The following is a 12,684-nucleotide window of genomic DNA, read 5'->3' on the forward strand; positions in this document are numbered from 1 at the left end:
GACGTTCGAGTTCGCCCGTCGTAGGTCGGAGCCCCGCGCAGCACTGAGTCTATAGGTGGCCTCAGAGGGCCTTTGGTCGCGGGGCTTCGATTCGGGTTGGAAGGTAACCTAGAACTTGTCGTCCTTCGCGTCGTAAGGCGGTGTTTTGTATCGTCCGGCGAGGTCAGTTGGGCACTAATATTTCGACCCCACTCTCCCGCAACGCCCCCGCCAGCTCCTCCGGCGGCTCCTCATCAGTAACGAAGTAGTCCGCCCGCCCCAAACTCGCGATCTGCGCGAACAACCTGCGCCCGAACTTCGACGAGTCCGCCAAGATCGCCACCCGCGAAGCCCGCGCCATCATCTCGCTCATCATGGTCGCCTCCTCAAGGTTGCTCGTGGAGTACCCCGTCTCTGCTGAGACCGCTCCCACCCCCAGCAGAGCGAGGTCGCACTGTACGTCGAGGTCGTGGTTGCCGGTCGACGAGTGGAAGCTCACCGGCCCGATCGTCTTCTGGTCGGCGATGTGCACGGCCCCGCCGAACACGTACAGCCCGCGGAAGCAGTCTGTCGACAGCTCGGGTGGCAGCCGCAGGCTGTTGGTCGCGATCGTCAGCCCGCGGTGGTCCTTGAGCTCGCGCGCCAGCGCCACGGTCGTGGTCCCCGCGTTGATCATGACGACAGAGTTGTCGTCGACCAGCGTCGCGGCGAGCGCCCCGATCTTCTCCTTGGCCTCCGACTGGTACCCGAGCCGGGTGTCGAAGCCTGTATTGATCTGGGGGAGTGCCGTCTTGCTCATCGCGCCCCCGTGGGTGCGCACGAGCAGACCGTCCTCGGCGAGGCGGTCGAGGTCTCGGCGGATCGTGTCCGTGGAGACGTCGAAGCGTTCGGCGATCTCCGCGACGGTCACCTGACCTGCCTCGGAGACGTATGCCGCGAGCTCTGCCTTGCGGCCAGCGGGGAAGCGGCGGGGTGTGCCGGCACGATCGCTGCCCGTCGTTGTGATGGCTACCATCCCCCGTTTCTAGCACGTCCATGCGTCTTCTGGGGAGTCCCCGGCCGCGAAGAGCCGAAGAAAACCGCACTCACATGCACGAATCTGCGGTTCAGAGCCTCTCAAGTCGGCCCAAACCGGGTGACCTGCGTCACGATCTCAGCAACTTCCCAGGCATCCAGTGCTTGACGGCTGGTCAGAGACGCGCCTACAGTGCTGCTAATCGTGCACTAAGACGCAGAAGTCGGCGCAATCCAGCACGTGTCTGATGGGAGAGAGATGAGCAACGACGCTCGTTCGACAAAGGTCGTCGGCGCTGTCGCCGCGACGATGGCAGTACTGCTCGCGGCGGGCTGTTCGGGAGGCGGAGACGACGCCTCGGCGGACGGCAGCGTCACCATCGAGTTCGCGCAGTGGTGGGAGCCCGAGCTCCCCGAGGGTGAGCTCCGGGCCCTCATGGACACCTTCGAGTCCGAGAACCCCGGCATCAAGGTCGAGCTCCTCAGCGGCCCCTACGCCTCCACCAAGGAGCAGGTCGTCGCCGGAGCCGCGACAGGCACCATGTCCGACGTCGTCGGTCTCGACGGTGCGTGGGTGAGCGACTTCGCCAAGCAGGGCGCGCTCGCCGACATGTCCCAGCTCATGACGGACGCCAAGTACGACGACAGCCAGCTCGCGAGCCAGGTGCAGATCGAGGGCTCGACGTACATGATCCCGGTCGTGAACTTCGTCTACCCGATGTTCACCAACGACGACCTCCTCGCCCAGGCCGGCGTCGACGCACCGCCGTCGACCCGCACCGAGTTCACGGAGGCGGCCGAGGCCGTCACCGCCCTCGGTGACAACACCTACGGCTGGATCGTCCCGCTGTCCCTCGAGGCGCCGAACGGCATCCAGAACGACGTCATGTCGTGGGCCTGGGCCTCGGGCGGCACGATGCTCGCCGACGGCAAGCCGGACCTCACCAACCCCGACGTCACCTCCGCGGTCGACTACGTCAAGTCCCTCTGGGACGCCGGCGTCGTCGCACCGGGCTCCCTCACCATGAAGGAGCAGGACAAGGTCGAAGAGTTCACCAACGGCCGCGTCGGCATGATGATCGACTCCCTCGCGCACATCAACCTCATCCGCGAGTCGAACCCGGACCTCAACTTCTCCGTCTCAGCAGTCCCCGCTGAGGACGACTTCACAGGCGAGCGGGGCATCCCGTACGCGTCGTGGGGCATCGGCGTCTCGGAGAACTCCGAGCACAAAGAAGAGGCCTGGAAGCTCGTGGACTTCCTCATGAGCGAGAAGACCAACTCGGACCTCTCGTCCATGGCCAACGCCTTCCCCGGCAACACCACCTCCGTACCCGACTTCGTGGAAGACGACGAGACCTTCGCGGCCGCCTTCGAGATCTACAAGTCCGGGTACCCCGCGAACGAGTTCGTCGGGCTCCCCGTCGCAGAGCAGCTCATGCGCCTCTTCGACGAGCAGCTGCAGAAGACACTCACCGGTGACCAGTCGGTCGACGACATGCTGCAGGCGTCGCAAGACGCCTGGACGGCTGAGTTCTAGACCGTTCCTGGTATCTAGCAGGTCGCGCCGTCGGGGGATCCCCCCTGAACCCGGCGGCGCGACCGCAAACCTGAGGAGGAAGCGCCATGAGGCCTGCACTCGCAGACCGTGACGCGAAGACCGGTCTCGACCGGTCGACGGAGGTCGCGCCGACACCGCGACGGAGGAAGTCCCTCAAGAGGGCCCTCGTCCCCTACGCGTTCTTGTCGCCCACCGGCATCCTGATGATCGTGCTCCTGCTGGTGCCGATCATCATGGTCATCAGCTATTCGCTGATGGACAACGTCATCACCAACAAGAACCCGGTGTTCGTCGGGATCGGCAACTACGTCGACATCCTCACCGACCCGACGTTCCTCGTCGCGGTCCGCAACACCCTGGTGTTCACGGGCTCGAGCGTCGTCGCCCACCTGCTGCTCGGGCTCGGCTTCGCGATGCTGCTCAACACCAAGCTGCTCGGCAACAAGGTCAAGGCCCTGTTCCGCGTCATCTACGTGCTGCCGTGGCTGTTCACCGTCGCGATCATCGCGGTGCTGTGGCGCCTCATGCTCAACCCCAACGGCGTGGTCAACTACCTGCTGAACGTCGCAGGGATCATCGACCAGAACGTCGAGTGGCTGTCCTCGCCGTCGACAGCGCTGTTCGCCGTGACCTTCATCAACATCTGGGCCGGCTACCCCTTCTACATGATCAGCCTGCTCGCAGGGCTCCAGGGGATCCCCAAAGACCTCTACGAGGCGGCAACCGTCGACGGGGCCAGCGCCCGGCAGCAGTTCTTCAACGTCACGCTCCCGCAGCTCAAGCCCATCATCATCTCGATGGCGATGCTCGACTTCATCTGGACGTCGCAGCAGTTCGCGCTCATCTGGATGACCACGGGGGGTGGCCCCCTCAACGTCACCGAGATGGTCAGCACCTTCACCTACAAGCTGGCGTTCTCCCGGTACGAGTTCTCGATGGCCTCGGCGGCCGCAGTGATCGTGCTGCTCGCCACCCTGGTCCTGGCGTTCTTCTACGCCCGTCACCAGAATGCGCGGGACTGACATGACCACCACAGTGACCCCGGCGCCCACCTCGGCGCCGCAGACCATCAAGACCAGGCCGGCCGGCGAGAAGCGCGCCAAGGAGCAGCGGCTCCACAAGATCGGCGTGTCGATCGCCCTCGTGATCGGTTCGCTCTTCGCAGGGTTCCCCGTCTTCTGGATGCTCTCGAGCTCCTTCAAGGCGAACTCCGAGATCTTCCAGTTCCCGCCGCGCATCATCACGGAGAACTTCTCCTTCGACGCGTACACGACCATCCTCGGCGACCCCGTCAAGGTGCGGTTCTTCGTCAACAGCTACGTCGTGTCGCTGTCCGTGACGGCACTGACGCTGATCGTCGCGATCTTCGCGGCGTACGGGTTCAGCCGCTATGAGTTCCGCGGCAAGCGGGCGCTCAGCGTGATCATCGTGACGGTCCAGGCCGTCCCGCCGATCACGCTCCTCATCCCGTTCTTCGGGCTGATGGTCACGCTCAAGCTCTACAACACCTACCAGGGCCTGATCCTCACCTACATGGTGTTCACGCTGCCCTACGCGATCATCATGCTCACCGGGTACTTCAACACCCTGCCCAAAGAGCTCGACGAAGCAGTCAAGGTCGACGGCGCCGGGGCGCTCACAGCCCTCTGGCGGATCCTCGTGCCGATCGCGATCCCCGGGATCGTCTCGGTCGGCATCTACACCTTCATGATCGCGTGGAACGAGTACCTCTTCGCGCTCACCCTCACCCGCACGGACGACATGCGCACCGTGCCCATCGGGATCCAGCTCCTCATGGGCCAGCACTCGTACGAGTGGAACGAGATGATGGCGATGAGCATCTTGGGGTGCATCCCCGTGCTCATCCTCTTCCTCTTCTTCCAGCGGTACTTCATCGGCGGGCTCACCGCCGGGTCGGTCAAGAGCTGACCCCCTCAATCCACCGCTCCACACCCTCAGAAGGAGAATTCTCACATGCTGCTCAACGGCAAGGACCTGCTCGCTGTCGCCAACGACAACGACTTCGCGGTCCCCGCGTTCAACGTCAGCGACTACGCGATGATGAACGGCATCTTCGAGATCAGCGAGGAGAAGAACTCGCCCGTCATCATCGCGATCCACCCCGACGAGCTGAGCCACATCGGGACGGACATGCTCCACTCGATCATCGCCCGCGCGCACCGCTCGACCGTGCCGGTGACGATCCACCTCGACCACGGCGCCAGCTACGAGCAGGTGCTCACCGCCATCCAGGCCGGCTTCACCTCCGTGATGATCGACGGGTCGATGCTGCCCTTCGACGAGAACGTCGCGCTGACCAAGCGCATCGTCGAGACCGCGCACGCCGTGGGCCTCTCGGTCGAGGGCGAGCTCGGCACCATCGGCAAGCTCGACGAGCAGGCCGAGGCCGGCGGCGAGATCATCTACACGGTCCCCGACGAGGCCGTGCAGTTCGTCAAGGAGACCGGCGTAGACTCCCTCGCCATCGCGATCGGCACCAGCCACGGGCTCTACCCGTCGACGCTCAAGCCCGAGCTGCGCCTCGACCTCCTCGAGAAGATCAAGGACCTGCTGCCGATCCCGCTCGTGCTGCACGGCGGCTCGAACAACCCGGACGACGAGATCGGCCAGGCCGTGAAGCTCGGCGTCAACAAGATCAACATCTCGAGCGACATCAAGGCGGCCTACCACCGCAAGATGCGTGAGGTCCTGCTGGACGCCGGAGAGCGCGAGCCCAACAGCATCCAGCCGCCGTCGGTCGCAGCGATGAAGGTCGTCGCCGCGCAGAAGATCGACCTGTTCAACGCGGCCGGCAAGGCCTCGCTGTACTGACCGGCACGACCCCCTAGATGGCCCTGGCCGCCCACCTGCACAAGGAGGGCGGTCAGCGGCGTACTCGCACAGGATGAGGCGACGCGCGACGGAGCGCGGGCGCACGGAGGACAGGACGACCATGGACAACAAGCGGCTGGTGCTCGGCCTCGGCGGGACCGTCGACTACGAGATCGTGTGGGACTCGGGTGTGCTCGAGGGGCTGATCCGCGAGTACGACATCCGCGCCGACGAGCTCACGACCTCCGTGCCCGTGACGAGCGAGCGGGCGCTGGTGGTGACGCTGCTGGCCTTCGTGCGGGACGGGGTCGGCGGGGAGCGGTTCGTCGCGTCGTCCGAGATCATCGAGACGTTCTCCGCGCGGTTCGAGCGGGAGATCACGCTCGGTGGGACGTGCGTGCGTGCGGCCATCGCGATGCGGACCCTCGGGGTGACGTGCACGCTGCACCTGGTGAGCATCGACGACCACGTGCGCCGGCTGCTGCCGGAGGGGTGCGCGTACATCTGCTCTGCGGAGCAGGACTCGACGGACCCGCACCTCATCGTGCAGTTCGGGGCTGGGGTGCGGGTGGCTGCCGGGGACATCGACTTCACGGCGCCGCACCCGAATCGCATCATCTATGCGAACGACCCACCGAACCGCGACCTGGTGATCGCGGAGGAGCTCGGGGACGTGCTGAGCACGGCTGACGTGTTCATGGTGGCCGGGTTCAACGTCATCCAGGACGAGGTGCTGCTCGAAGAGCGGCTGGCGCGGATCGCTGACGATATCGACCGAATGCCGGCGGGGTCGCTGGTGTTCTACGAAGACGCTGGTTATCACATCCCGGAGTTCGCGACGCGGGTGCGGGACCGGATCCTCGACCGCATCGACGTGTACTCGATGAACGAGGACGAGATGCAGGCGTACCTCGGGCGTGGGGTGGATCTGCTGGATGTTGACGATGTGGAGCGCGCGCTCGAAGACCTGCACACCGCGATCCCCGCGGCGACGCTCGTGGTCCACACCAAGTACTGGTCGCTCGCCCGGGGGCAGCGTGCGGCAGAGTTGCGGGAAGCTCTTCAGGGCGGGATAACGATGGCCAGCACCCGGTACTGCTACGGGGACGGGTTCACGGCCGGGGACTACGAGGCGGTTGGGCGGCTCTTGGTCCATCGGGAGGGGGCGGCTCTAAGTCAGACGCTTGAATCTCGCGACAGCGAGTCGACCGTCGCTATCCCTGCGTTCGTCCTTGACGCCCGAACACCGACGACGATCGGCCTGGGGGACAGCTTCGTCGGTGGCTTTATCGAGGCGCACGACAGGTTTCGGCATGGGCGTCGGTGGATTTCGGCCACCTAGCCCCCTATGGTCGAGCGCGTTCGCGGTCGAAGTGCGCGTCGAGCTCAAGGCAGGATGACTTTCTTTCGGACCTGGTGTCAACCGGCTAATCGGAGGGAGTAGCGTATGCCTCGGGTGGGCCAGCGTCTCACGACCTCGCCCGAAGCGATCACGATGACAGCCCGCAGTTCGGATATGGTACGACCATCAGTCGATCGGACGGAGCTCTATGCCAGCGCCAATTAGTAGTTGGACCAAGCTAGGTTATTCTTCTACCCCATACTCTACGGCTCAGATTCCATCTGGAGAACGTGGCGAGAAGTTGCTGATCGGCCGGGCGGTTGAGATGGAACAAATCCATCGAAAGTTGGTGAATGGCGTCAACTTGATTGCAATTGAAGGCGATTACGGCGTTGGCAAATCTAGTTTGGCAACGGTTGCCGCATACGAAGCTTCGCGATGGCATTTAGAGGGTGATAACCTATTCATTCCCGCCATCGGGATGGAAGCGCTGGAGCTTCAGGAGGACGAGTCTCCGGACTCCTTCAAGAAGCGTGTGTACTATCGTATTGCCGCCGCATTTATCTCGAACGAGGCAATGCTGAAATCAAACAATTTTGAACTAAAGCAGATGGATTCATTCGCTAGGTGGTTGAACGGGCCGTCTGGATCGGGGTGGTCCGCGGGGATCGGTGCAAGCCTGGCCGCCATCGGCGGGTTCAATTTGAACTTGGGGAGAAGTTCTGGTGTCAATTCCGCGCCAGGCTTCAATGACTCCGGGATTTACACAATGATCGACTCCTGGTTGGCGGAAATCTCTCGCGGCAATCGTCCAGCCGGAGTGATCTGCGTCCTCGACAATCTGGAGAACCTCCGTCATTTCAAGAACGCTGAGCGACTCTTCGAGTCGCTCAGGGACGGGGTCTTTCGGAGACCGGGGGTTGTATGGATCGTCTGCGGCGCAGAAGGTATGGTGACAGAGTCTTTTAGCTCTCGAAAGATTTTCGGGACTTTCCATCCCGCGATCGACGTACCTCCATTGAATTCCAATGATATTCCGCGAGTCATTGAAGCCAGGGCTGAGAGCTTAAAGACGCGCGCCGATGCGGAGCTTCCCGTTTCCACCTCAGCATTTGGACGGCTCTACGAGGCAACGGGACACAATCTTCGCTTTGCATTCGGGCTGGCAGATTCGTACGCCAGTTCGATGGATGTTGAGAAGTTTCTGGGGTCATCAGTTGACGATCGCGAGTTGATGTTCCAGGGGTACCTGACGCGTCGTGGTGATGATGAACTATCGAAGCTCAGAAAAAATCCAACAAAGGCTGACTGGAAGGTGCTTAAGACCTTGGTCACGAAACTGTCTGGAGTCTGCAGCCCAAGCTCATCGAGTGAATTTGGATACAGCGACATGCCCCAACTAATTGTGCGAGTCAAGGCGCTTCGTAATGTTGGTTTGGTGACGTATGAAACCGATGAGGAGGATGGGCGCCGGCGGCTCATTTCGGCAACGGCCGTCGGGAGATTGGTCCTTCTGGGATCTAGGGAATTCTAGCTGTTGTCAGCCATGACGTCAGTGATAAGCCGGGAACTGCGGACATGAGGCAGGGGTAGGTCACGAGCGAAGGATGGTAGTACCTCTACATCCGCCCGCGAGAAAGACCTATCTCTAGTGACACGCACTGGAGTCCCGTTGAATCCAGCCGGAAGACTGCTCCTTGTCCAGCGATGCCAGCACCGCCCGCACTCGCGAGGCCGCCGAGAGGGGGGCGTGGCTCCCCAGACATTGACGAATTGGCTGCGCCGCTACGACGAGCACGGTCAGGGGCCCTGGTCGATGTGTCCAGCGCCCCTCGATCCCAGCCGACCCCGACTGCTCAGGTGCTCGTGGAACGGATCGAGGGCCTGCGCCGCACTACAAGGTACCGCCCGCCAGATCCACCTCGAGGTGACCGGCGAGGGCCACCAGATCGCGCCGATGACCGTCGCTCGCTGATTGCGCCCGGTGGGAGTCTCGGCGCCGCGGTATCGACCCCGCCGGGGCTACAAACCGGGAACTATCCGCGGCGTAACTGACGCGAACTTTGGTGGTTTGAACGGAGCCCTGGCCTCTCGTTTGGGGTGCACAACCGGTGGAGCTGCGGACAGCGTTAAAAAGATGTGGCAATAAGATCCAACAGCTCACTATCGAGATCGGTCGAGCGACGGAGCAATCGCGACGTCTGCTCGACTGGCGGCTGAGTCTAGCGGACGACATTGGGTACATTCCCAGCGAGGTCATTAAAGAAGAGTGGCAGCCGGATCTTTTGTGGCATCATCCTGATACTCTTGCCTCTCACGCAACCCCAAGGCCCGGATCGCCTCGCGAAATTCCTCGAAGTCTGAGACGACCGGTGACAAGTTGTCGTCAATCTCAAACTTCGTCCGAATTTGATCGATGCTCTGGGCGGCTTCTTCGACCCAAGGGCTGCTAGAGAATGCGTCGTGGATTTGCCTCAGCGTCTTCCGCGCCTCTCTCTTAGTGATGCCGCGCCTGTAGGTTTGAGAGAAACTTTTAACGACACGTTTAACTTTATCGTCGCTACGGTTCTGATCTTCGACCTGAGCGGCCGAGTTTAGACGCTCGGCCAAGTGTGACAACAGAGCCCCGAATCGTTCCCGCAGCTCGTCGGCACCGGGCGCTTCCGGTGAGGTGTCTAGCAAGAGCAGGATCTCGCGGGCAAGGCCGACTTTCTCGATGTGTTCACCCGGGAATGCCTTCCTGTAGGCATCGTCTAGGTGGTCCCATAAGCCAGTTCCGCTTTTAAGTGCGGATTTGAACTTTGCCAACGAGAACTTGGAGGCATCGATCTGTTCTATCGGCATGAACCGTGAGAGATGCGACAGGGCTGCGCGATGCACAATCGCGGCAGGAAGCAGGTCTTCGATCTCGGTGACGACCACGCCATCATCAAAATGGAGGTCGGAGGTTAGTGCCCACTGATCCAACCTAATAATGTAGTCGCTGCTTAAGACCTTCTTTTTACGTGCCTCGCCTCGGAGCAAGACCGTCTCTGCTGCTTTGCCGGCCGCATCTCCGTCGAGCAAAGCGACGCACGGCGGCTTTATGGCATCTCGTCCGCGAGCGAGATAGACCATGTAGGGTATTGAGTCCGCGCCGCCGCATGCAACAATCGTCACTTCGTTGAGGTCTAGAGTAGGAGAGTTGTTTCCTGCCAGTCGTGCGAGGTGAGCTGAAAGTCCGGCAATCAATATCTGATCCGCGAAACCCTCTACAAAAAGATTCTGTCCGCCGATGAAGGCGGTTTCGGCTACGTAGCCACCTAGGGAAGATCGAAGCGGTTCGTACCGATTATTCGCGGCATCGCGGACCACGCGAGTTCCTTCGTCTTCGACTCCCTTGTCGAGAACTCGAATTCTCTCGGGGGCGTTTTTGTCGATCAAGAATGGAGAATGTGTCACGTAAACGACCTGGCTGCCATGACTGCCGTCTTCGGGCAGTGCGTAGTCATGAAGCACGCGCAGCAGGTCCTGTTGCCCGATGCTCGATAGAAACGCGTCGGGCTCGTCGAGCAAGAGTACGTCGGGTTTGGATTGAGAAAGTCGGTGCGCGGTAAGTTGAACGAAATAGCTTAAGAAGTATCGAAGGCCTTGACTTCTTTCACCAAATGAGTAGGTTGCACCGGTGCGGTCGCGAATGATGAATGCAAGTTCATACTCTCTTGCCTCGAGAAGAAGTTCGAAGTCACGGTCTTGGGACCACCATCGTTGTACATTGAGGTTGTCGCGAATTGCGGAATTCATGGCGCCTACTACTGCCTCGACCTGTCCTTCGCGGCCGGCCGCTATCGCGGCTCTTAGTTCCTCGAAGGCGGAGGGGTCGATTCGAGCGGCGTCCAGTAGAAGCAGGCGTGCCAGCTCGAACTCCTCGCGACGCTTCTTCTCCACTTGCTCGAATGCGTCTCCAACGGGAGAAGTCAGATAGGGGGTTATCAGTGCTCCGACCGATGCCGCAGTAGGATCTTCGAGGTTGAGTACCTCATTGAGAACGGCTGTGCGCTGCGAGCGGTCGTGCAATTGTTTTCTAGAGTGCCCGGTAAGCTCTGCAATAGAGACGCTATCTGGGATTGCGACTCCTGTCTTGAGCTCAAACGTCCGAGGGATTACGGCTTCGAGGGCGCCAAGTTGCGAAGCGGAGATATCTAGTCTCTGGTTGTCGATGACGAGGAATGGAGGGTTTGATCCAGGTCGATATAGAGAGAAGGTGGAGGTTCCATCAAGGAACGGGACATTGGCCAGCTGGTCCGTTTTTTCAACCTGGAACGTGGCCCCGAATTCTGGCAGGAGCATTTGGCCGCTCTCGACTGAGTATTTCTCGCTATACCGACAGAAGTCTTCGCGTCGTATGGGATCGCCAGTAAGCGCCGCCTGTATCGCCTTGAGCAACTGGCTCTTGCCCGATTCGTTGGCTCCGACGACCGCTGAGATGTCCGGTTCGATCGAAACTCGCACGAATGGGAGCCAGGGATCAGTGTCCTCCCAAGGCGCGGCGGCGTCACTGCCTCGAGCGCGCCTCTCGAAGTCGTAGTTCAGCGAACGGAAGAACCTAACGTCGATGCGAGTCAGTTTCAACAGCTTCTCCGGTCATGAGGCGTAGTCCGACTACCTTCGTGAAGGCAGGTGGTTAGCGGGGGCCCAGCGGTCGCGAGAGCGGGGAGCGACGTTCTGGTGCTGGGGCCATGTTTGAGAGTGTAGGTCCCTTTGAGAGGGTGAGGGCCAGATTTCATCCGGTTGGGATCGCTGCCACGCGTCGACTGCGCCGGCAACCCTCTATCCCCTCGGAACGAGGGATGTGCCGACCCGGCTTCAAGCACTCGGATCTTCGACCTCAGCCGCTGCGGGGCTTGTCCGGAATACTGGAATCGGTGGGCGTCAGCGAAGTCGTCTGTCCCAAGTCTCTGCGGCATGGAGGGTTCGCCACAGGTCGGGCGAGAGCGATCGCGGCGACCTCGACGCAGCGCTCGAGCATGTGTCGAATGGTCGAGGAGGCACTCGACCGTAACGTATCCCTACAAATGGCGCCGGGCAGTTGTACATCCCAGAGGCCGCCGATGAGCTCTCCCCTGAACGAGTCGCCAGCGCCCACGGTTTCGACGACGTGCCTCCGGGGTGCTGCCACACGCATCTCTCTAGCCGCGGTTACCGCGACCGCCCTGGCACCGCCGAGCGGGACGATCACGATCGCCGGTCCGAGCGCGACCCAGTCCCGGGCAACCTCGACTGGGTCCGCGTCCGGAACCAGCCACGCGAGGTCTTCGTCGCTGACCTTCACGACGTCGGCGAGTGCGACGAGCTTCTCGATCGACCGGCGGGCGTCGACCGGGTCGCCCATCAGCGCGGGGCAGACGTTCGGGTCGTAGGTGATGGTCGTCGCCGTGCTACGCGACGTCACGAGTGCGTAGACCGCCGCCGCACCGGGCTTGCGGACGGCGGCGATCGAGCCGGTGTGGACGGCAACCGTCGTTGGCGTGACAGCGCTCCCCTCAGGAACCCACCACTCCACGTCGAAGTCGTAGGGCGCGGCGCCTTCCGCGTCGCGGCGCGCGGTCGCGGTGCTGGTCGACGTAGCCCCGGCGTTCCCTGGCATCAGCGTGGTCCCCGATTCTCCGATTCTCCGATCCACCGGTCGATCGTCGCCCCGGCGTCGTCGGCCCCGGTTCACGTCGCGAGCGTCGTCGTGCGCTCGAGGCGACCGAGGGTGAGCGCGACGTTGCCGAGGCTCCCGCCGGGCAGGTAGTCGACGGTCCCGTCGGCACGGTGCACCACGTCGATGATCGCTTCGCCGACGACGAGGACGTGCTCGTTATTGCGGGGCGTGGGCGACCTCTCGGCGGTGCCGTGAGCGTCGTCGGTCGTCTGGGTCACGCAGTCCTCCATGAGACGGGTCGAGCAAGAACACGAGGTAGAGCACGAGCAA

Annotated in this window: 10 protein-coding genes; 6 read left to right on the forward strand and 4 right to left on the reverse strand. The window is 62.2% G+C overall.

What is annotated here, in order from left to right; translation table 11 throughout:
* Positions 1–163 precede the first annotated feature (163 nt).
* Positions 164–994 (reverse strand): DeoR/GlpR family DNA-binding transcription regulator, encoded by an 831-nt coding sequence (locus SANBI_RS01405; RefSeq protein ID WP_319158242.1) that lies wholly within the window; start codon positions 992–994, stop codon positions 164–166.
* 258 nt (positions 995–1,252) lie between these two features.
* Here SANBI_RS01405 and SANBI_RS01410 point away from each other — a divergent pair, with 258 nt between their 5' ends.
* The 6 genes from SANBI_RS01410 (at position 1,253) to SANBI_RS01435 (ending at position 8,262) form a co-directional block, all read left to right on the forward strand.
* On the forward strand, positions 1,253–2,533 hold the full coding sequence (locus SANBI_RS01410; RefSeq protein WP_056135394.1) for an ABC transporter substrate-binding protein: 1,281 nt from the start codon (positions 1,253–1,255) through the stop codon (positions 2,531–2,533).
* An 86-nt stretch (positions 2,534–2,619) separates the two neighbouring features.
* Positions 2,620–3,576, forward strand: a complete 957-nt coding sequence (locus tag SANBI_RS01415; protein ID WP_319158245.1) for a carbohydrate ABC transporter permease — start codon at positions 2,620–2,622, stop codon at positions 3,574–3,576.
* A 1-nt stretch (position 3,577) separates the two neighbouring features.
* Positions 3,578–4,483, forward strand: a complete 906-nt coding sequence (locus SANBI_RS01420; RefSeq protein WP_319158248.1) for a carbohydrate ABC transporter permease — start codon at positions 3,578–3,580, stop codon at positions 4,481–4,483.
* Positions 4,484–4,528: 45 nt separating this feature from the next.
* Positions 4,529–5,386 carry a ketose-bisphosphate aldolase gene (locus tag SANBI_RS01425; protein ID WP_319158250.1) on the forward strand — a complete coding sequence of 286 codons (858 nt, stop codon included), beginning with the start codon at positions 4,529–4,531 and terminating at the stop codon, positions 5,384–5,386.
* Between the two features lie 139 nt (positions 5,387–5,525).
* On the forward strand, positions 5,526–6,728 hold the full coding sequence (locus SANBI_RS01430) for an ADP-dependent glucokinase/phosphofructokinase (RefSeq protein WP_319158252.1): 1,203 nt from the start codon (positions 5,526–5,528) through the stop codon (positions 6,726–6,728).
* Between the two features lie 208 nt (positions 6,729–6,936).
* A complete protein-coding gene (locus SANBI_RS01435) occupies positions 6,937–8,262 on the forward strand; it encodes a hypothetical protein (RefSeq protein ID WP_319158254.1) in 1,326 nt (441 codons plus the stop codon).
* A gap of 725 nt (positions 8,263–8,987) precedes the next feature.
* On the opposite strand, the gene SANBI_RS01440 is transcribed toward SANBI_RS01435, so the two are convergent.
* The 3 genes from SANBI_RS01440 to SANBI_RS01450 all read right to left on the reverse strand — a co-directional run bounded on the left by SANBI_RS01440 (position 8,988) and on the right by SANBI_RS01450 (position 12,632).
* The gene (locus SANBI_RS01440; protein ID WP_319158256.1) at positions 8,988–11,339 is read right to left on the reverse strand and encodes a TOPRIM nucleotidyl transferase/hydrolase domain-containing protein; all 2,352 of its coding nucleotides are present in this window, start codon (positions 11,337–11,339) and stop codon (positions 8,988–8,990) included.
* Between the two features lie 256 nt (positions 11,340–11,595).
* Positions 11,596–12,390, reverse strand: a complete 795-nt coding sequence (locus SANBI_RS01445) for a PfkB family carbohydrate kinase (RefSeq protein WP_319158258.1) — start codon at positions 12,388–12,390, stop codon at positions 11,596–11,598.
* A gap of 35 nt (positions 12,391–12,425) precedes the next feature.
* Positions 12,426–12,632: a hypothetical protein gene (locus SANBI_RS01450; RefSeq protein ID WP_319158260.1), complete on the reverse strand. Its 207-nt coding sequence runs from the start codon at positions 12,630–12,632 to the stop codon at positions 12,426–12,428.
* Positions 12,633–12,684: the final 52 nt, after the last annotated feature.

This window comes from Sanguibacter biliveldensis (genome assembly GCF_033798665.1).
Classification (GTDB): domain Bacteria; phylum Actinomycetota; class Actinomycetes; order Actinomycetales; family Cellulomonadaceae; genus Sanguibacter; species Sanguibacter inulinus.

Bases quoted from the DNA above. Each gene is read 5' to 3' on its own strand.
- SANBI_RS01420 (WP_319158248.1), top strand. From the start codon at position 3,578: ATGACCACCACAGTGACCCCGGCGCCCACCTCGGCGCCGCAGACCATC.
- SANBI_RS01415 (WP_319158245.1), top strand. From the start codon at position 2,620: ATGAGGCCTGCACTCGCAGACCGTGACGCGAAGACCGGTCTCGACCGG.
- SANBI_RS01410 (WP_056135394.1), top strand. From the start codon at position 1,253: ATGAGCAACGACGCTCGTTCGACAAAGGTCGTCGGCGCTGTCGCCGCG.
- SANBI_RS01405 (WP_319158242.1), bottom strand. From the start codon at position 994: ATGGTAGCCATCACAACGACGGGCAGCGATCGTGCCGGCACACCCCGC.
- SANBI_RS01435 (WP_319158254.1), top strand. From the start codon at position 6,937: ATGCCAGCGCCAATTAGTAGTTGGACCAAGCTAGGTTATTCTTCTACC.
- SANBI_RS01425 (WP_319158250.1), top strand. From the start codon at position 4,529: ATGCTGCTCAACGGCAAGGACCTGCTCGCTGTCGCCAACGACAACGAC.